The organism is uncultured Cytophaga sp. (genome assembly GCF_937863595.1).
In the GTDB taxonomy this organism is placed as follows: domain Bacteria; phylum Bacteroidota; class Bacteroidia; order Cytophagales; family Cytophagaceae; genus Cytophaga.
Genome location: NZ_CALMGQ010000146.1, coordinates 23,774 through 43,516, shown reverse-complemented (window position 1 = coordinate 43,516; position 19,743 = coordinate 23,774). Strand labels below are relative to the sequence as shown.

General features: G+C 36.3%; 17 protein-coding genes. 15 read left to right on the top strand and 2 right to left on the bottom strand.

Features of this window, described 5'->3' with window-relative positions; all coding sequences use genetic code 11:
* Positions 1-14 precede the first annotated feature (14 nt).
* The 4 genes from Q0543_RS12810 (at position 15) to Q0543_RS12795 (ending at position 7,664) form a co-directional block, all read left to right on the top strand.
* Complete coding sequence (locus tag Q0543_RS12810) at positions 15-2,306, top strand: DUF5682 family protein (protein WP_299253687.1); 2,292 nt, start codon at positions 15-17, stop codon at positions 2,304-2,306.
* On the top strand, positions 2,303-3,442 hold the full coding sequence (locus tag Q0543_RS12805; RefSeq protein ID WP_299253685.1) for a VWA domain-containing protein: 1,140 nt from the start codon (positions 2,303-2,305) through the stop codon (positions 3,440-3,442). Before Q0543_RS12810 ends, Q0543_RS12805 begins: the two co-directional genes overlap by 4 nt.
* Before the next feature lie 4 nt (positions 3,443-3,446).
* Entirely contained in the window at positions 3,447-6,410 is a 2,964-nt protein-coding gene (locus tag Q0543_RS12800; protein ID WP_299253682.1) for a DUF4132 domain-containing protein, read from the top strand.
* Between the two features lie 600 nt (positions 6,411-7,010).
* Positions 7,011-7,664: a glycoside hydrolase family 16 protein gene (locus Q0543_RS12795; RefSeq protein WP_299253679.1), complete on the top strand. Its 654-nt coding sequence runs from the start codon at positions 7,011-7,013 to the stop codon at positions 7,662-7,664.
* A 199-nt stretch (positions 7,665-7,863) separates the two neighbouring features.
* Here Q0543_RS12795 and Q0543_RS12790 read toward each other — a convergent pair whose 3' ends face one another.
* A complete protein-coding gene (locus tag Q0543_RS12790) occupies positions 7,864-8,454 on the bottom strand; it encodes a helix-turn-helix transcriptional regulator (RefSeq protein ID WP_366800173.1) in 591 nt (196 codons plus the stop codon).
* 468 nt (positions 8,455-8,922) lie between these two features.
* On the opposite strand from Q0543_RS12790, the gene Q0543_RS12785 reads away from it, so the two are divergent.
* The 11 genes from Q0543_RS12785 to Q0543_RS12735 all read left to right on the top strand — a co-directional run bounded on the left by Q0543_RS12785 (position 8,923) and on the right by Q0543_RS12735 (position 18,710).
* A complete protein-coding gene (locus tag Q0543_RS12785) occupies positions 8,923-9,249 on the top strand; it encodes a T9SS type A sorting domain-containing protein (protein ID WP_366800174.1) in 327 nt (108 codons plus the stop codon).
* A 762-nt stretch (positions 9,250-10,011) separates the two neighbouring features.
* Complete coding sequence (locus Q0543_RS12780) at positions 10,012-10,479, top strand: Lrp/AsnC ligand binding domain-containing protein (protein WP_299253673.1); 468 nt, start codon at positions 10,012-10,014, stop codon at positions 10,477-10,479.
* A 199-nt stretch (positions 10,480-10,678) separates the two neighbouring features.
* On the top strand, positions 10,679-12,124 hold the full coding sequence (gene sufB, locus Q0543_RS12775; RefSeq protein WP_299253670.1) for a Fe-S cluster assembly protein SufB: 1,446 nt from the start codon (positions 10,679-10,681) through the stop codon (positions 12,122-12,124).
* A 164-nt stretch (positions 12,125-12,288) separates the two neighbouring features.
* Positions 12,289-13,050 carry a Fe-S cluster assembly ATPase SufC gene (gene sufC / locus Q0543_RS12770; RefSeq protein WP_299253665.1) on the top strand — a complete coding sequence of 254 codons (762 nt, stop codon included), beginning with the start codon at positions 12,289-12,291 and terminating at the stop codon, positions 13,048-13,050.
* A 14-nt stretch (positions 13,051-13,064) separates the two neighbouring features.
* Positions 13,065-14,342, top strand: coding sequence for a Fe-S cluster assembly protein SufD (gene sufD / locus Q0543_RS12765; RefSeq protein WP_299253662.1), 1,278 nt, complete (start codon positions 13,065-13,067; stop codon positions 14,340-14,342).
* A 168-nt stretch (positions 14,343-14,510) separates the two neighbouring features.
* Complete coding sequence (locus tag Q0543_RS12760; RefSeq protein WP_299253659.1) at positions 14,511-15,770, top strand: cysteine desulfurase; 1,260 nt, start codon at positions 14,511-14,513, stop codon at positions 15,768-15,770.
* A 3-nt stretch (positions 15,771-15,773) separates the two neighbouring features.
* Positions 15,774-16,199: a SufE family protein gene (locus tag Q0543_RS12755; RefSeq protein WP_299253656.1), complete on the top strand. Its 426-nt coding sequence runs from the start codon at positions 15,774-15,776 to the stop codon at positions 16,197-16,199.
* 12 nt (positions 16,200-16,211) lie between these two features.
* On the top strand, positions 16,212-16,538 hold the full coding sequence (locus Q0543_RS12750) for an SUF system Fe-S cluster assembly protein (RefSeq protein ID WP_299253653.1): 327 nt from the start codon (positions 16,212-16,214) through the stop codon (positions 16,536-16,538).
* A 148-nt stretch (positions 16,539-16,686) separates the two neighbouring features.
* Positions 16,687-17,094 (top strand): BrxA/BrxB family bacilliredoxin, encoded by a 408-nt coding sequence (locus Q0543_RS12745; protein WP_299253651.1) that lies wholly within the window; start codon positions 16,687-16,689, stop codon positions 17,092-17,094.
* Positions 17,095-17,303: 209 nt separating this feature from the next.
* On the top strand, positions 17,304-17,921 hold the full coding sequence (locus Q0543_RS12740) for a hypothetical protein (protein ID WP_299253649.1): 618 nt from the start codon (positions 17,304-17,306) through the stop codon (positions 17,919-17,921).
* A gap of 198 nt (positions 17,922-18,119) precedes the next feature.
* Positions 18,120-18,710, top strand: coding sequence for a 2OG-Fe(II) oxygenase (locus tag Q0543_RS12735; protein WP_299253647.1), 591 nt, complete (start codon positions 18,120-18,122; stop codon positions 18,708-18,710).
* 35 nt (positions 18,711-18,745) lie between these two features.
* Here the strand turns inward: Q0543_RS12735 and Q0543_RS12730 are convergent, their stop codons facing one another.
* Positions 18,746-19,495, bottom strand: coding sequence for a TylF/MycF/NovP-related O-methyltransferase (locus tag Q0543_RS12730; RefSeq protein ID WP_299253644.1), 750 nt, complete (start codon positions 19,493-19,495; stop codon positions 18,746-18,748).
* Positions 19,496-19,743: the final 248 nt, after the last annotated feature.

Here is a 19,743-nt window from a genome sequence, read left to right as displayed (position 1 = left end):
ACCATTCGAATACTATGGCAGTACATATTTTAGGAATCAGGCATCATGGTCCGGGCAGTGCACAACATGTAAAAGCATTTCTTGAATTACACAATCCCGATATTGTGTTGGTTGAAGGTCCGCCCGATGCCGATGCAATGTTGGATTGGATTCAGGACGAACAAATGAAACCTCCGGTTGCCTTATTGCTCTATCAACCCGAAGAGCCCGCACGTGCGAGCTTTTATCCCTTTGCAGAATTCTCTCCCGAATGGCAAGCGCTTCAATATGCGAAGAAAAATAATCGTCCGGTACGCTTTATGGACCTTCCCTTACAGCATGTTTTTGCTTTGCAGAAAAAACAAGAAGAAGAGCATCTTTTAAAAACCGAAACAGAAGTACATGCTGAAATCAATACTGAAAATACTGAAACAGACACCACAGCTGCGATTCATTTTAACCCGCTAAAAGAATTATCAAACGCTGCTGGTTTTGCAGAACCCGAACGTTGGTGGGAACATCAGATAGAGTACCGCAAAGACCACGATGAAGTCTTTGAAGCCATTGGAGAAGTCATGGGTGTAATGCGAACATACGCCGGTACAGAAGAGTATAACGAGCAACTTCGCGAAGCATACATGCGCAAAATTATTCGCGAAGCTGAAAAAGAATTATTTGCAAGTATCGTTGTGATTTGTGGTGCCTGGCATGTACCCGCATTAACAAATAGAGATACGATCAAACAAGATACCGATTTATTAAAAGGCTTGCCAAAAGTTAAAATAGCTACAACATGGACACCTTGGACCTACAGCAGACTCAGTGCTTCCAGTGGGTATGGCGCAGGCATTCAATCGCCCGGCTGGTACCACCATATTTGGGAACACCCTGAAGATACGGGAGCATTGTGGATGATTCAAGTAGCGCGATTGTTACGCGAAAAACAAATGGATGTTTCTGTGGCAAGTGTCATTGAAGCCTTTCGCTTAGCGGAAAACTTAGCCATACTCAGAGGTTTATCCAAACCTGGGCTTGAAGAATTAAACGAGGCTACCATTTCAGTTTTATGCCAAGGAGAATCGATTCGAATGAGTTTAATCAACACAGAACTTATCGTGAGCAATCGCATTGGAACCGTACCCGATGCCATCCCAAAATCACCTTTACAAACTGATATTGAAAAACAACAGAAGACACTTCGTTTAACGGTACAAGCCGAAGCCAAAGAATATACCTTTGACTTACGAAAAGAATTTGATTTAGAACGCAGTGTATTTCTACATCGCCTGTTATTACTCGGCATTGAGTGGGGTAAAATCAGAATGGTTTCGGGTAAAGGAACGTTCAAAGAACAATGGATATTAACATGGAACCCTTCTTTTGTGATTCAAATAGCTGAGTCTGCCAACCTAGGCAACACATTGAAGGAAGCAGCGGTTCGGTTCGTTGAGCAAAAAGCGAATGAAACAAATCAGCTTACTCAAATCACCCAACTGTTAAAAACAATCATACCAGCGGATCTGCCCAATGCAGTTCAAAAAATCATACTCAAAACAGATTCGCTTGCGGCATCCAGCTCCGACGTGTTTGACTTAATGCTTGTCATACCCAAATTGGTGACCATTGTACGATACGGAAACGTGCGGAATACAGATGAGCAAATGATTCTGAATATTGTGCGCCCCATGATTATTCGTATGTGTGTAAATCTCCCTTCGTCTTGTATGGGTATGAACGAAGATGCAGCATCCGAACATGTAAATCAGTTTCAAGAATTAAACAATGCTGTACGTTTATTAAATGAAGAACAGTTAATTGAACAATGGCAAAAATCCATTATTGAAATCATAGAAAACGACAGCATCCCTCCTTTAATCAAAGGCTATTGCACACGTATAGCCTACGATTTTGAATTGCTGCCTCAAGAAGCGCTGGAAAAAGTATTTTATTACGCACTCTCTACAACAGCAAACGAAACAGCTTCATGGATCGAAGGCTTCTTAAAAGGAGCAGGAACAATATTACTATTAGACAACACTTTATGGAATTTATTGGATCAATGGGTTGGTAGTTTAAGTACCGATACGTTTCAAGAAATTCTTCCACTCTTACGAAGAACATTTTCGGAGTTTACTTCTCCCGAAAGAAGAAAACTTGGAGAAAAAGCAAAAGATGGAAATAACATTCCTCAAACGAGGGTATCAAACAGCAATGCTTCTGACGTTATCGATCAAACACGTGGCATGAAACCGATCCCTACATTGATGCAACTATTCGGCATTGATACCGTTGACGCGCACAATACATTAAACACTGTACCTGCATGAACGAGGAAGAAAAACTGATCCGATGGAGATTGATTTTAGGGTCCGATGAAAACGATGGCACAGGTTGTACCTTATCGGGTGATCTAATGGGCATCGATCGCACACTGAATGACCTCTACGATTCAAATAAAAAAGCAGGACTTGGAGGTTCCGCACCAAATGTAAATCGCTGGTTGGGCGACATACGTACGTACTTCCCTTCTTCGGTTGTGCAAGTGATGCAGAAAGATGCCATGGAACGGTTGAATATGAAACAACTGTTGCTTGAAAAAGAAATGCTGGAGAATATGCAGCCCGATGTACATTTGGTTGCTACATTAATGACGCTAAAAAATGTCATTCCCGACAAAACAAAAGACACAGCCCGTATGGTTGTACAATTGGTGGTAAATGAGTTGCTTCAAAAGCTTACGCAGCCAATGGTTCAAGCAATCAAAGGAAGCATTAACCGCAGCATTCGGAACAACAATCCAAAGTTGAATGAAATGAATTGGCATAAAACCATTCTTAAAAATTTAAAACATTATCAACCCGAACACAAAACAATTATACCCGAAACAAAAATTGGTTACGGAAGAAAGCGTTCATCCATGAAGGATATTATTCTTTGTTTGGATCAAAGTGGTTCTATGGGAACATCTGTTGTGTATTCAGGAATTTTCGGTTCTGTGATGTCGTCTGTGCCTGCCGTAAAAACACGTATGGTTGTGTTTGATACAGAAGTGGTAGATCTAACAGAAGACTTGCAAGATCCTGTTGATTTATTATTCGGTGTACAACTCGGTGGTGGAACCGACATCAATAAGGCATTGCGTTATTGTCATTCCATTGTTACAAAACCTGCGGACACCATTCTAATTTTAATCAGTGATTTGTATGAAGGAGGTAATGTTGCAGAGATGCAAAAGAAAGCATTAGACATCCTCGCTTCAGGTGTTCAGATGATTATTTTATTAGCCTTGAGCGACGATGGTGCACCGTCTTTCGATTCACAACAAGCACATTTCTTTGCCGAACATGGTGTGCCGGTATTTGCTTGCACGCCCGATAAATTCCCCGATTTAATGGCAGCTGCTTTACAAAAACAAGATCTACAGCAATGGGCTGCAAAAGAAAATATTTCAATAAAAAAATAACGCTATGGCTTTTTCAATTGAACAAATACAAGACATTACTAAATATTTATATTATTATGATAATGATGAAGATTATGACAAAAATAAAACCATCATTATTCAATATTTATCCGGAGCATCAACAGACCTTTCTGCATTGACAAGTAATACGAGAAACGATCAATTCAGCCGATTGTTTTCACTTATTGATGAAACAGAAAACTGGACTTCAAATGAAGAACTTTTGTGCGATATTCTTTGGCACCCGACAATTAGCCATACTATAGATACAAACGATTTTAATATAAATGATTTATTAGAATTAAATTCTCAAAAAGCATTTGATAAAATACTCAAAGTCTTTCGGAAATTTTCTTTGTCTGACAAAGAAATAACAACAAAACTTATATGCAACGTTCGGGTTAATAAAAATGTATCCTATTTACACACCGACTCCCCATATTACACGTTTATTAGCAAGCAATTAAAACATATTGATAAATTTGGGATTGATCATTTAATAAATGGAATACATCAGCAGACATATAGGTTTCAATATTCCATTTATTTTTGGCTTAATTTAATTGATCCTACCCACGCATATTCCTATTTAGAAAACAGCTATTCAAATACAAATTTACGTAGTAAATTTATTTGTACTGAAGACATACTATCCATTGATTATATTAATAATATAGATATTATTGAAAAATTAATGGATTTATACGTTAACGTTACAGATATCGAAAGCGCACAAATTTGGTATTATTTGCAACTGGTAAAAAATAAATACAATCCAAAGCCAGAACCCAAAGAAGTTCTGCAACAGGCAAACGATTATCTACAAATATTTACAAAAAAAGCATTTAGAGATGCATACGAACAGTCTTTCTATTTAAGTTCACCGATTATTGGTAATTACATGTATTATCAACTAAGTACGATTGCACTTTATCATATTTTTTTAGACAATAAACAGACAGGATTTGAATGGGTACAAAAAATAAATGGATTGGGACAAGCAATTAATCCGTACCATATTGAACTCTTGTATCAATTCATTCCAGAAAGCACATTACCAACCCTCCTAACAGCACTTACACGCTTATCAACAGACACAAGCTACAAAGGAAGTGTTTACAGATATATTCTAGAACTTATTGAAACATATCCGTTCGAAAGCTACAAAGATGAATTATTCAAATTTGAACAATACACATCAAAGCCTGTTCGAAATTTAATTGTTCAACATCTCATCCAACACGATCCAAACCCAATTAAAGAAGCTTTACTATTATTAAATCACAAAAAAGCCGACATGCGTTTGGTTGCCGTACAACTCTTGCGAAGTGTGGGTACAGAAGAAGCAATCGAAGCAATCCGCCAAGGTCTAAATCAAGAGAAAAACGACGATACGCGCGATGCCATGATGCATAGCTTAGAAGGCGAAGAAATTACAGAAAACGACGAACAACTTTTATCGCAACTTATTGAAGCCACGCGCAACAGAGGCAAATTAAAAGATGCCGTAATTGCATGGACCGAAGAAGTTGGCTTACCGCCTATTTATTTCACATCTGGCAGAACAGCTACACAAGAGGAAACACGCTTCTTATTTTATCGCATGTCTCGAAGCAAAGAAATGCGTTCAGATCCGGAAGCACGGCCGATGTTGCGATTAATCGACACAGAAAAGTCGGATGCGTTTGCGCAAAAGTTATTTAAAACGTATGCAGATAAAGGCTGTGATGTAAAGCAGAAATATGTAATGACCATCGCTGCCTTGATTGGTGGAGATGATCTAGTGGACCAACTTCGGTCTGCAATCAATCTTTGGATAGACGGTGGACGCAAAGCAATGGCCGAATATGGAATTCTTGCCTTAGCTATTCAAGGAAGCAACAAAGCCTTGCGTTGGGTGGAATGGTATTCACGTAAATATAAAAGCAAAAAAGCATTTGTTGGAGAAACAGCTTTATTGGCCTTGGATGCAGCCGCTGCTGAATTAAACATCAGTCGCAATGAACTAGGCGATCGTATTGTTCCTGACTTTGGTTTTGAAGGTTTGTTCAAACAAATTGAAATCAATGGCGAAGAGTATCGTGCGTTCATTGATAATAAATTCAAAATTGCATTTTTCAACGAAGACAATAAAAAATTAAAATCCTTACCAAGTGCTGCGTCTGCAGAATTAAAAGAAACATTCAAAGACATCGCAAAAGAATTGAGAGATGTGGTTAAGTCGCAATCCATGCGTTTGGAACATTACTTGGTGAGCCAACGTGTTTGGGATGCAGAAGCATGGTCTGGTTTCTTCCTACAAAACCCAATCATGTTTACATACGCAACCCGACTGCTTTGGGAAGTGCGTCGCGCTGATGGATCTGCATTGCGATTCATTTGCCAGGAAGATACAACGCTGCTAAATAAGTCTGAAGAAGAAATTCAATTTGAGGCTGGCGACTCTGTAGTCATGGCTCACCCCTATTGCATAGATGCCACTGAATTGGAACAATGGAAACGTTGGTACTTCGATCAAGAGATGGAAGAAATATTTCCGCAATTGGGAAGAACGCTGTATACGATTGAAGAAAAAAATAAACAAACAAAAATCGGTACGGAGGTTGAAGGCAACAAAGCAGAAAGTGGCGCCATCCGTTCAAGCCTTGAAAAAAGAGGTTGGGGAAAATGCGGCGATACAGAAGGTGGCATGATTGAATGCTTCTACAAAGAAGATATAGAATCCGGAGTTCGTGCAATGGTAGAGGTTTCAGGCGTTAGCGTAGCAGGCTTTGACTACGACCACGAACCGACCGTTGGTCGCTTCTATTTCTTATCCTTGAAATACAAAAATAAACCGATGTGGTTGATGTCTCCAAAAAATGAAACGGATGAACGTTTGGTTGCTTTCGGATCTGTACCACCGGTGTTGTATTCAGAAATCCTTTCGGATCTGCATGCAATAAAAATAAAAGAATTGGTTGGGTGAAGCAATGGTATTAACAGGTCTTGTGTGTGCGCATGCAAGGCCTGTTAATATTATTAAAATAAAAAAAATGGTTGTACTAACATATATCATTCTCTTAATTCTAGTTATTGTTTCAATTCCAATACTTATATATTTTTCACTAAAAAGAATATGTAAGTTGTTAGATAAAAAAAACATTCAATTATCGACGGATATTACTATAATGCTGTTCATTATTTTGACTTCATTAGTACTTTTTGCTATATATGTTTTTTTAAAACAAAGTATGATTTAGGCAAAACAGTATCCTAACAGGCAGCCTCTTCAACAACCATAGCTAGTATAATGTTGTGCGCTATTTTTTATAAAATAAATTACCAACTACTGCCTCTATCCCCGCACTGACTCCGGTAGTAGTCAACTATTTATAGCATAACAAAAACACCAAAACATACACGCGCTCCCGAATAGTGTAATGTATTTTCGAAAGAATCATGACTACTAAATTTCTGTTTATGTTTCTTACTGTAAAGATAATATTGATTTAACATCTTACAGAAGCTGTTTGTTGGCCTCCGCCGCGGCGGAGGCCAACAAAGGGTTGTGGTGAGGCAAGAATGCGTGACGCCAACATGGGTAAAAAATATTCATTTAGAAAATGGAATTCTAGTAATTACTGCAATTAAAGAAGCCGTTACAGGAAATACAGACCCCTATAATTCTGCACAAAAAACATTTGATTTTACATCAGGCAGAATGGAAACCATATCAACCATTTCGGCAAATAGCTCTACTCCCAAAATTCGATATGCAGCACGCATTAAATTACCTGCAGGTTTTGGCATGTGGCCAGCATTTTGGAGTGCGGGAGCAGATTGGCCTACTAACGGAGAAATTGATGTAATGGAAGCGAAGGGTAATTTACCATTACAATTTGGAACCAATTACTTTTATGGTGCTAAAGCTGGAACAAGCGATGTTCCTTGGCAAAGTGGAATAAATTACGTCGGAACAAAAAGCTTAACAGAATACTGGCATGTATATGAAGTAATATGGGAAGAAAATTCATTGACCTTTATGCTCGATGGGAAAGTGATTCGAACACTAGCCAATACAAGCCAATATGGAGAATACGTTAGCAGCATGTTTGGCAAAACACAAAATATTGTTTTGAACCTTGCAGTTGGCGGCGATTACTTTAACAATCCCGATCCCGCCACAATTGTAACAGGATCGATGCAAGTAGATTGGGTTAGAGTATTTACAAACGACTAATAACTAAAAAAATTCCATGTAAGCACCGGCATTGTAAAAAACAATTCCGGTGCTTTTTTTAAATTCATTATTCTCAAACCCTACTATTTTTTCCATCTGAGATATTCCATAAAAAAACTCTCTCTGAGATCGACAACGTTTAATTTTTTAACTGGAAATAAATAGTGGATACTAACCCACCCACTTGGAAACAAATTTACTAGAATATATTTTTCAAATGTGCAAATTGGATCAATTCAGCCATGTTTTTAGTATTGGTTTTATGCAACATGTTTTTGCGATGAGTGTGAACAGTATGTTCGCTCAAAAACAACTTAGTAGCAATTTCTTTACTTGTATGACCTTTTTTTACTAGAGCTAGTACTTCTATTTCTCTTTTTGATAATTTCAATTGAGAATTATCTTCATTAAAAGAAGTATAAGATATGGTTTGTTGAATTTCGTCACTTGCCGTTTTATAGATTAAGAAATCGATGTTGTTGTCTTTTTTTATATGGCTTACATCACTCAATAAAGACAACGTAAACATGGGGATTCCATCTGAATACGTTTCAATAACTGCTAGCTGGATATGACACCAAAATTCTTGTTTGTTTGACCGAACTGCTTTGAAGGTAGTGCTGAACTTATAGCTTTTAACATCTTCATTATTGGCCAAAGCTTCTGCCATTGTTTCACTTATTTTGGGATATATATAGGCATTATAAATTGCCATGTGAGCGGGGTGGAAAGTATTGTATATTGTTTGCATTCCATTTTCGCCCATAAATAACGCCCTTGAATATCCCATGAGACTAGAAAGATTTTCGTTACAATACGTACAACTTAATTCTTTATGGTCAAATATACTGACCGCTACTGGCAAGCTATTGAATAAGGCATCTACATCCCTTAAAAATGTTGGTTTGTGACTGTTTAATGATTGTAAATTCTTTTTGTCAAATAGTTTTTTTCAAATTCAGTTCAAAGCCAACAAAGGACACCATCTCTTTCTTCATAATTCCTCAATAAAGCTTATAATCTCAATATAAAATACCATTAACCATAGTAAATCTAATCAATTGAACGAAACAAGTTAAAATACTTTTTTAACATTTTATTTATAAACATTTAAGTCAGTAAAAGGCATGTTTAGTAAAAATCAAAATATTGTATTAAACCTTGCTGTTGGCGGTACTTATTTAATAATACTAACCCCATGAACGTTTGTAACCAGCACCATGCATGTTGACTAGGTAAGAGTATTTATTAGTAACGAATAACTACAAAATTCTATGTAATAAACTGCCGCGGTAATATATCATCCGTACTGTCGGTTACATCTTTAACCAACAATTTAAAGACACAAATTTATCTAAACCCATTTAATGATAAGATGACAATATCCTTAGGGCAAATTGAAAAAGATGAATACACATTGCGCATTTACGATTCTCAAGGAAAAGTAGTTTACTCAATAAGTGACGTCAATTCTTCAAATCAAGAAATACTTTTAAACGATTTAACCTTTTTGACACCTGGCATATATATAATGAAACTTCAAGGTGAACGCAATTCATATTGTTCTCAAATCATTAAAAAGTAACCGTATTTCAGTTACATTTATCCTATAAAATACGACTATGCTTTCTTCGGATATTGAATAGGTACTGAATGGAAAATGTATGGCTAGTGTATGGGAACTGTATGGCTAGTGTATGAGGAGTGTATGAAATTGGGTTTTAACATTTGGTGTATTTAGGAGAAATGATCATTCACATTAAATAAAAAAAAGGAAACAAGTCAGGTAAAAAAAATAATATTATCAATCCTATTTGCTCTTAGAATGGATGTGGCAAAAATGTGGTGATTATGAAAGCAATTATATGACCCACAACTATAACATTAGAGTCTGTAAGTTGTTAACCACAAAAGAAACAAGGACTGGTTGAGGGGGTGGTTGGACAAGCGTGTATATCGCCAACTTAGAATAAAAAAATATAGATCAATTTCCATTTTAAACAAAAAAAGGCCTTCTATCTTTCGATAAAAGGCCTTTTAGACTTGAAGCTGTAGGAGGGGGATTCGAACCAACCCACGGAGCAATTAGCCATAATGCATAACAATAAGTGGTCAACCCTAGCTTTGGTGCTTTACACTACGTTTATTTTGAAATCTCCACCCCCGAGACAGGAGGGCATGTCTGCCAATTTCAACACCCTACAGTATAATTGTCCGACTGACAACAAGACAAATGTACTAGATTGAATCATTTATTGCAAATATTGTTATAAAATATTTTAATATTTATCATTTTATCAATAAATTAGACATATTATTAATAATTCAATAATAAATACCTAAGATTATGGCCATACATTCCGAAATTGATAGCGTTGATTTAAACATTTTAAGTCAATTGGTGCTAGATGCCTCCATTCCTTATACAGAAATTGCAAAAAACATTGGTGTATCTGGCGGAACCATTCACGTGCGGATGAAAAAAATGATGGATCTGGGAATCGTAAAAGGCTCCCACCTCGACATTAACTATACCCGTTTGGGTTACGACATCACCGCATTCTTAGGTATCTATCTTGACAAAAGTGAGTTCTACGACAAAGCAGTGGATGATTTGCGCAAAATCCCAGAAGTAGTAAATGTTCATTATACCACAGGCAACTTTAGTATGTTTGTTAAAATTATTTGTCGAGATACCCAACACTTAAGGGAAGTACTACACGATAAAATTCAAAAAGTATACGGCATTCAACGTACCGAAACGAGTATTTCTTTAGAAGAATCGATAAACAGAACCCTAGAATTGGGTCATTAAAATGATAAAAAACAATTATTTTTCATAATAAAGGACAATTTTGTCTCTTTTTATATAAGATAATCAAGAACATACATGTATGTATTGATTTAACTCATATTATATTAATATTTGTATGTAAAAGAAGCCATACTTAGCAAATTTGTGCTATTTTTGTATATATAGTATAGAATTAGTCTAAACATAGATAAAGGAAAATATGAGTGATAGTAATAAAATACTTGAAGACATAACCTCATCAGAATATAAATGGGGATTTGTAACGGACATTGAAAACGATTCCTTACCGAAAGGTTTATCGGAAGATACCGTACGTTTCATTTCTGCAAAAAAGAATGAACCAGAATGGTTACTTGAATGGCGCTTGGATGCTTTCCGTAAATGGTTGGCAATGGATGAGCCTGAATGGTCTAATGTAAAATTTCCAAAAATTGATTTTCAGGATATTATTTACTACTCCGCGCCAAAGCAAAAAGTTACATTAGATAGTTTGGATGATATAGATCCAGAACTACGTGCAACGTTCGAGAAACTTGGTATTTCTTTGGATGAACAAAAACGTATGACAGGTGTAGCAGTTGATGCTGTTATTGACAGCGTTTCGATCACGACTACCTTTAAAGGTAAATTGTCAGAACTCGGAATTATTTTCTGCTCTATGAGTGAAGCTGTTCAGGAACACCCTGAATTGGTTCGTAAATATTTGGGTAGTGTTGTTCCGGTAACAGACAACTACTATGCGGCATTAAACTCTGCCGTATTCAGTGATGGATCTTTCTGCTACATTCCGAAAGGTGTTCGTAGCCCAATGGAATTGTCTACCTACTTCCGTATCAATGCAGCAAACACAGGTCAATTTGAACGCACTTTGCTTATTGCTGACGAAGGTGGCTATGTTAGTTATCTTGAAGGCTGTACTGCTCCTATGCGCGATGAAAATCAATTGCATGCTGCCGTTGTGGAACTTGTAGCGATGGAAAGAGCAGAGATTAAATATTCTACCGTTCAAAACTGGTATCCAGGTGATAAAAACGGAGTTGGTGGTATTTTAAACTTTGTAACAAAACGCGGTATTTGTGCGGGTGACTATGCTAAAATCTCTTGGACACAAGTTGAAACAGGATCTGCCATTACATGGAAATATCCAAGTTGCATCTTAAAAGGCGACAACTCTATTGGAGAGTTCTACTCCGTTGCAGTAACAAATAATTACCAACAAGCAGATACCGGCACAAAAATGATACACATTGGCAAAAACACCAAGTCGCGTATCGTTTCTAAAGGTATCTCAGCTGGTAAAAGCCATAATAGTTATAGAGGTTTGGTAAAAATAATGAAGCGTGCAGAAGGCGCACGTAACTACTCACAATGTGATTCCCTATTAATGGGCGACCAATGTGGTGCACATACCTTCCCATACATCGAAGTAGACAACAATACCGCTACGGTAGAACACGAAGCAACGACTTCTAAAATTGGAGAAGATCAAATATTTTATTGCAACCAGCGTGGTATTGCTACTGAAAAAGCGGTAGCCTTAATCGTGAATGGGTATTGCAAAGAAGTGTTGAAACAATTACCAATGGAATTCGCAGTAGAAGCACAAAAACTTCTTGCAATTTCCTTGGAAGGAAGCGTAGGCTAAAAAGCTTAAAGCCGAAGGCTTAAGGCCTAAAGCTTTCAAGCATTAAATAAACGTTAGCTATTTAATAATAAAGTCAAATATATTAATAGCAGACCTCAATAATTTAATCATATAATAATAGTGGACAGCCTTAGGCTTTCCGCCTTAAGCGTTAAGCAAAAATTATGTTATCTATAAAAAATCTACACGCACGCATTGAAGAAAAAGAAATTCTTCGTGGCATCAACTTGGAAGTAAAAGCAGGTGAAGTGCATGCAATCATGGGACCCAATGGTTCTGGTAAAAGTACACTCGCTTCTGTGTTAGCAGGTCGTTCGGATTATGAAGTAACAAGTGGAACGGTTCAATTAAATGGCAAAGATTTATTGGATTTGTCTCCAGAAGATCGCGCTCGTGAAGGTGTGTTTCTTGCTTTCCAATATCCAATTGAAATTCCTGGTGTAAGCACCATCAATTTCATGAAAACAGCTGTGAACGAAGTTCGCGAATACAGAGGTCAAGAGCCGATGGATGCAGTTTCTTTCTTGAAATTGATGAAAGAAAAAATGAAGTTGGTTGAAATCGACGAATCTTTATTGAAACGTGCATTGAACGAAGGATTCTCTGGTGGCGAGAAGAAACGCAATGAAATCTTCCAGATGGCAATGCTTGAACCCATGTTAGCAATTTTAGATGAAACAGATTCAGGTTTGGATATTGATGCATTACGTATTGTTGCCAATGGAGTAAATAAATTAAAGACTGCTAACAATGCAACAATCGTAGTTACACACTACCAACGTTTGCTTGACTATATTGTTCCTGATTTTGTACACGTTTTATACAAAGGACGTATTGTTAAATCTGGCACAAAAGAATTAGCAATGGAATTAGAAGAAAAAGGCTACGACTGGATCAAAGCTGAAGCAGATGCACAAACGGTATAATACCGCCTATACACATGACTACAGAATTGAAAGAATCGCTGATACAGCAATTTAATACGCTTGAAAAAACGACCTCTGCTTCTTTATTGGCAGATACACGCAAAGAAGCAATAAGTGCATTTCAACAATTAGGCTTCCCTACCACGAAGCATGAAGAATGGAAATACACCAACTTGAAGACTACCCTTGCAAAACCATATGCAATTGAATCTGCTGCAACTTTTTCTGCAGAAGATCTTAAAGCACTTACAGCTTTACCAATTGATTGTTATAAAATAATATTTGTTAATGGAATCTTCTCTCCTTCCCTATCTACTATAGATGCTGCAGGAGTTACGATTGAATCCTTTCAAACAAGCAATCAAGAATTAGTACAGAAGTACTTTGGAAAAAATCTTCCATACAACGATAGTATGGTTGCCTTGAATATAGCATTTGCAACAACAGGAACTCTAATTCATGTAAAAGCGAAACAACAGGTTGACAAACCGATTGTTTGTTTTTATCTAGCGGATGTTCGCAATGCAAATGTATTTGCACAACCAAGTGTACTGATTGTTGTAGAAGAAGCTGCTAATGCAATTGTTGTTGAATTGAATCGTAGTTTAGGTTCTAACACTGCATTTACCAATGCTTTCACACATGCTATCTTAAAAAAAGATGCATACCTAGAACAATACAAAATTCAAAACGATATTGATAACAGCAACTTCGTTCACAATTCTCAACTTGTACATGAAGGTAAAAGCAATTCGTATACAACAACTATAACATTAAATGGTGGCTTGGTTCGTAACAACTTAAACGTAACGTTAGCGGCTGAATATTGCGAAGCATATTTAAATGGATTATACCTTGAAAAAGGTTCACAGCATGTCGATAACCACACACTTGTGGATCACGCAATGCCAAATTGCTATAGCAACGAGTTATACAAAGGTATTTTAGACGGCAAATCTACAGGCGTATTCAATGGTAAAATTTGGGTACGTAAAGACGCGCAGAAAACCAATGCCTTCCAATCAAATAAAAACATATTGCTTTCGAAAGATGCTTCCGTTAATACAAAGCCTCAATTAGAAATCTATGCAGATGATGTAAAATGTTCGCACGGAGCAACTACAGGACAATTAGATCCTGAAGCAATGTTCTACCTACGCGCACGTGGCGTTGGTGAAGATACTGCTAAAAAAATGTTGGTGCATGCAATCGCATTTGATGTATTGGAAAAAGTAAAACACGACGAATTACGTGCGTACTTAGAACAAGAAATTGAAGCACGTTTGAAATAAGTACTGAGTATCGAGTTCGAGTACATAGTACTAAGTACAAAATATTTTAATAAAGATTTCATTCAAAATGGAATCTTTATTTTATTTAAAATTGTTTAGTTGAGACTAGATAATTCATTCACCCAGTACTTTGTACTATGTACTCAGTACTCTATACTTTGTTCTCAAATGACTAACGCTATAAACACCGACCTATTCAACTTAGATGGAACGTTAAACATCGAACGTATCCGAGAAGACTTTCCTATTTTATATCAAGAAGTGAATGGCAAGCCCTTGGTATATTTTGACAATGCTGCTACTACCCAAAAGCCCTTACAAGTTGTTGAAGCACTGACGGCTTATTATTTAAACGACAACGCAAATATACATCGCGGTATACATACACTCGCAGAACGTGCTACTGCAGGTTTTGAAGCAACGCGCGATGCAGTAAAAACATTTATCAATGCCAATGAACGTGAAGAAATTATTTTCACACGCGGTACTACAGAAGGTATTAATTTAGTTGCTGCTACTTGGGGTGCAACGAATTTAAAAGAAGGTGATGAAATTGTTCTTTCAGCAATGGAACACCACTCCAACATGGTACCTTGGCATATGTTGGCGCAACGCACAAAAGCGGTTGTGAAAATATTGCCCATGAATGATGCCGGCGAATTACTTACCGAAGCATTCGATACCATCATTACTCCCAAAACAAAACTTGTTTCGTGTGTACATGTTTCCAATACACTTGGAAGCATCAACCCTGTAAAAGAATTAATTGCTAAGGCACATGCTGTAGGTGCTGTAGCAATGATCGATGGAGCGCAAGCTGTTTCGCACTTAGATATTGACGTGCAAGATTTGAATGCTGACTTCTATGCATTCTCTGCACATAAATTATATGGACCAACAGGTGTTGGTGTCTTGTATGGCAAACGTGCACTGTTAGAAGCAATGCCACCTTACCAAGGCGGCGGCGAAATGATTAGTGACGTAAGTTATGAAAGCTGCACCTACAACGAATTACCCTATAAATTTGAAGCAGGAACACCGAACATTGCGGATGTGGTTGCTTTCAAAGCAGCAATCGATTATGTACATTCTATTGGCAAACCTACAATTCGTGCTTACGAACACGAATTGCTTGACTATGCCGTTTCAAAATTAAAAGACATTGAAGGCATTCGTTTAATTGGTACAGCAAAAAATAAAGTAAGCGTACAGTCTTTTGTGTTTTCTGATATACATCATCAAGATTTAGCTATTATTTTAGATAAAGAAGGTGTTGCAATACGCACGGGTCATCATTGTACGCAACCGCTCATGGGAAGATTAGGCCTTACGGGAACTTCTCGCGCTTCTTTTGCATTCTATAATACAAAAGAAGAAATCGATCAATTCATTGCCGCAATTTACAAGGCAATAAAATTATTTAGATAATACATGGCAACAATTAATGAAATTCAAGATCAAATTATTGATGATTTTAACCTATTTGATGAGTGGGACGAAAAGTATGCCTACATCATTGACCTAGGAAAGAAACTTCAAGGAATTGATCCAAAATATAAAATTGAAGAAAATATCATTAAAGGCTGTCAGTCTTTAGTATGGATGACTAGCAACTATCAAGATGGCATTGTTCACTACCAAGGCGAAAGTGACGCAATTATTGTAAAAGGATTGGTTGCACTTTTATTAAAAGTATTAAGCGATCAACCGGCAGAAGATATCGCAAAAAGCGATATGTACTTCATTGATAAAATTGGCATGCAACAACATTTATCAATGACACGCTCTAACGGCTTGGCATCAATGGTAAAACAAATGAAAATGCACGCACTAGCATATCAAAGCACACAAGCATAAATGAATTAAATTATGAGCGAAGTAGAGATAGATCAAACAGAATTAAAAAACAAAGCACTTGAGGCAATACAAACCGTTTACGATCCAGAGATACCCGTTAATATCTTTGAATTGGGTTTAATATATGAAGTTAGTGTTTTCCCTGTCAACAATATATTTGTTCAGATGACATTAACTTCTCCAAACTGCCCTGCAGCACAATCTATGCCCGCTGAAGTTGAAACCAAAATCAAAGCGATTGAAGGCGTAAACGAAGTAACGGTTGAAATTACATTCGATCCATCATGGAGTCAAGAAATGATGAGCGAAGCAGCGAAATTGGAGTTGGGATTCATGTAATTTAAGCCGAAGGCTTAAGGCCTAAAGCTTATCGATTCCTTAATTATAAAACTTATTTCACTCATTGAATAATTAAATAAGAAAAGAAGAATAAATTAACAAAGAAAAAAGCATTAGGCCTTAAGCCTTCTGCATTAAGCCTAAATATATGTATCCAGATCAATTAGTAGCACCAATGAAAGCGGAGCTTTCAAGTGCAGGTTTCGCAGAATTAACAACCGCAGATGCAGTAGAAGCTTTCATGAAGAAGCCAGGTACAGCAATGATTGTTATTAACTCTGTTTGTGGTTGTGCTGCTGGCACAGCTAGACCAGGTGTTGTAAAATCACTTGCAAACGCAATATTACCTGTTAACCTAGGTACTGTATTTGCAGGTGTAGATAAAGAAGCCGTAAGTAAAGCGCGTGAGTATACTGCTCCTTACCCTCCATCCTCTCCTGCTATTGCTATTTTTAAAGATGGCAATCTAGTTCATTTTGTAGAACGTCATCACATTGAAGGTCGCTCTGCAGATATGATTGCAACACATCTTAAAATGGTTTACGACGAATTATAAGATAGTTGTTAGTTTCTAGGCACTAGTTGCTAGAAAATAAATTAACAAATAAGTCCTCTGCTATATTTTAACAGAGGACTTATTTTTTGTAGCTCTATCTAGTAAATTAAAATCTATGGATTTAGTGAATTCTTATATTTAACTTTGAAAATTGCAGTACCTTATACTACGTAAATTTTAACAACCCCCACATTATACTCAATTAAAAAATGAAATATAGAATTCTGTTTATTACTATTTTATGTTTGAGCGTTCATGCTCTTCAAGCTTCGCAAATAGATGGTATCATCATAACTAAAAAAGACACGTTGCATGTACGCTTTGTAGTACCTTTTACCGGAATTGATTTCACCATGCTTCAAAGAGGAGTTAAATATGTTGACAGCTTAGACAATAAATGCAAACTTAAGCCAGAAGATGCCAAGGAAATTCGTTTTGAATACAATGGACAACCTGTTCGAATGCTATCGAGATATGACAACCTTTCATCTTATTCCGATGGATCAACAAAAATTTTCCTAGAACTCATAATAGATGGTCCAATGAAATTGTTTTCATATTATGTAAAAAATACTGCAGTTACAGGCTCTGGTATGGGTGGAGCTCCCGGTGCCTCACCAATAATGATGAGCACGACATATGAAAAATATGTATTACAAAAAGGCATAGGCGATTTAGTTCGTTATGGCAAAATGAATTTTAAAAATGACATGCCCGTATTTGTCAGAAAATGCCCTGCATTGGTAAAACTGATTCAAGACAAAATTTACAAAAGAGGTGATATAGAACAGATTGTTTCTTTTTATAATGCTAATTGTGGAAATTAAATAACCTTATTTAAACCTATAAATAAAATCTTATCCCAACATCACTCAAACATTATAATTCCAAACTAAAATACTACATTTGTTTATCTGACAAATCGGCCACGCATTATACCCCCAAGGTTAAAAACAGGTTTGGGTAATTAATTCATCAATTAGAAGTGTGTACTTCTAAGGTTAATTACCTTTAAACGTGTACCAATGGAATCATCCTTTGAGGACCTTATTAATAGCTATCTTGAAACAAAAGTAGGGATTGCAAACAATTTTTTATCTGCAGACTTAGCTAAAAATTTAGCATCTAATATAATAAGCCTTCACAATCAAAATAAAATGCGCCCTGCGGGAACAGGCAGTGCAGGTCAAGTTTTACACGATAAAAAAAATAGAGGTGATGCTATTTTATGGTTGGATCGGTCACACAACAATAAAGACGAGAATGATTTTTTTGACCGAATCGATACATTTGTCGCGTATCTAAATGAACAATGCTATACAGGAATAAAAAGCTATGAATTTCACTACACCCTTTACGAACCTGGCACTTTTTATAAAAGACATTTAGATCAGTTTCAAAATAGCAACAACAGAGCTTTTTCAATTATCACCTATCTCAATGTAGATTGGAAACAATCTGATGGTGGAGAATTAAGCATCTATCACCCCTCTAGCGAACAACGCATAGAACCCACAAATAGAAAGACGGTATTTTTTAAAAGTAATGAATTGGAACATGAAGTATTACCCACACATGCAACCCGTTTAAGTATTACTGGATGGTTGAAAACATAATTAAACCCCATCTTTATCGGGACAAAAAAAATATTTTATTTTGAGTTTTTTATAATCATAACACTTCCTTGCCAATCAATTATTTCAATTAAGGATTCTGGAATCGTTGGTAAAAACTCATCGAGTGCTTGTTTGATTCCCTCCCAGGTATGATTGTAATCATGAATGATTAATACACCTCCCGCAGAAACTTTAGGGTAAAAGAATTTCAAGGCTTCTATCGTCGGCAAATATAAATCTGCATCTATATGAACAAGTGCAAACGTTTTTTCTGTCAATGTTTTGGTTGTATCAGGGAAATACCCTGGGTAAAAATGAACATTTTTTACATTGCTAAATAAACCTTTTACAGAATCAATGTTTGTATCTGCAAAATTCGTAGTTGTATAGCGATCGTCAATCTTTTTTTCCTGTTTCAAATCTGCATCATTAAACCCTACAAATGTATCAAAAAGGTGTAGTGTTCTTTTTTCATCCATTTGATGCAACATCATTGCCGTTTCACCTTGATATACTCCAAGTTCAGCAAATGCGCCTTTTACATTCATTCGTTTTAATCGATCTACTTGAAACCAAAAATTATAAAATCGAACTTTATCTCTATAATTACGCTCAATCTTAATCAGTTCTTTTGAAACAATTCCTTCCTTAACGGCTGCTTCCCATTTATAGGGTTTGCTAATTTTATACGACCAATTTGTTTCTAAAAATTTAAAGCCAAGTAAAAATAATATCAAAATTAACGCTAAGCTTATAAATTGAACGGTTGAAACGGCTAATATCATAGAAATAGTACTGAATGGAATAAGAACGAATATAAATAGAATATGTATGCATTAAATATTAAAGACGAAATAAAGCTAAAAAACTATGGTTTTACAAGAGAGTTCATTGAATAACAGAATATAATACATTCAAATTGAAATAATTAAAGCCTTTTTTGTAATTTCATACAGATAACCACAAATGAATACTTCTTCATTTGTATATTTTCATTTACTTTCTCCAATTATAGGATTTACACAACAATATA

What these genes read in the sequence shown, in the direction of transcription:
- Q0543_RS12810 (WP_299253687.1), top strand. Translation starts at nt 15, where the DNA reads ATGGCAGTACATATTTTAGGAATCAGGCATCATGGTCCGGGCAGTGCA.
- Q0543_RS12805 (WP_299253685.1), top strand. Translation starts at nt 2,303, where the DNA reads ATGAACGAGGAAGAAAAACTGATCCGATGGAGATTGATTTTAGGGTCC.
- Q0543_RS12800 (WP_299253682.1), top strand. Translation starts at nt 3,447, where the DNA reads ATGGCTTTTTCAATTGAACAAATACAAGACATTACTAAATATTTATAT.
- Q0543_RS12790 (WP_366800173.1), bottom strand. Translation starts at nt 8,454, where the DNA reads ATGGGATATTCAAGGGCGTTATTTATGGGCGAAAATGGAATGCAAACA.
- Q0543_RS12780 (WP_299253673.1), top strand. Translation starts at nt 10,012, where the DNA reads ATGGCCATACATTCCGAAATTGATAGCGTTGATTTAAACATTTTAAGT.
- sufB (WP_299253670.1), top strand. Translation starts at nt 10,679, where the DNA reads ATGAGTGATAGTAATAAAATACTTGAAGACATAACCTCATCAGAATAT.
- sufC (WP_299253665.1), top strand. Translation starts at nt 12,289, where the DNA reads ATGTTATCTATAAAAAATCTACACGCACGCATTGAAGAAAAAGAAATT.
- sufD (WP_299253662.1), top strand. Translation starts at nt 13,065, where the DNA reads ATGACTACAGAATTGAAAGAATCGCTGATACAGCAATTTAATACGCTT.
- Q0543_RS12760 (WP_299253659.1), top strand. Translation starts at nt 14,511, where the DNA reads ATGACTAACGCTATAAACACCGACCTATTCAACTTAGATGGAACGTTA.
- Q0543_RS12755 (WP_299253656.1), top strand. Translation starts at nt 15,774, where the DNA reads ATGGCAACAATTAATGAAATTCAAGATCAAATTATTGATGATTTTAAC.
- Q0543_RS12750 (WP_299253653.1), top strand. Translation starts at nt 16,212, where the DNA reads ATGAGCGAAGTAGAGATAGATCAAACAGAATTAAAAAACAAAGCACTT.
- Q0543_RS12745 (WP_299253651.1), top strand. Translation starts at nt 16,687, where the DNA reads ATGTATCCAGATCAATTAGTAGCACCAATGAAAGCGGAGCTTTCAAGT.
- Q0543_RS12740 (WP_299253649.1), top strand. Translation starts at nt 17,304, where the DNA reads ATGAAATATAGAATTCTGTTTATTACTATTTTATGTTTGAGCGTTCAT.
- Q0543_RS12735 (WP_299253647.1), top strand. Translation starts at nt 18,120, where the DNA reads ATGGAATCATCCTTTGAGGACCTTATTAATAGCTATCTTGAAACAAAA.
- Q0543_RS12730 (WP_299253644.1), bottom strand. Translation starts at nt 19,495, where the DNA reads ATGATATTAGCCGTTTCAACCGTTCAATTTATAAGCTTAGCGTTAATT.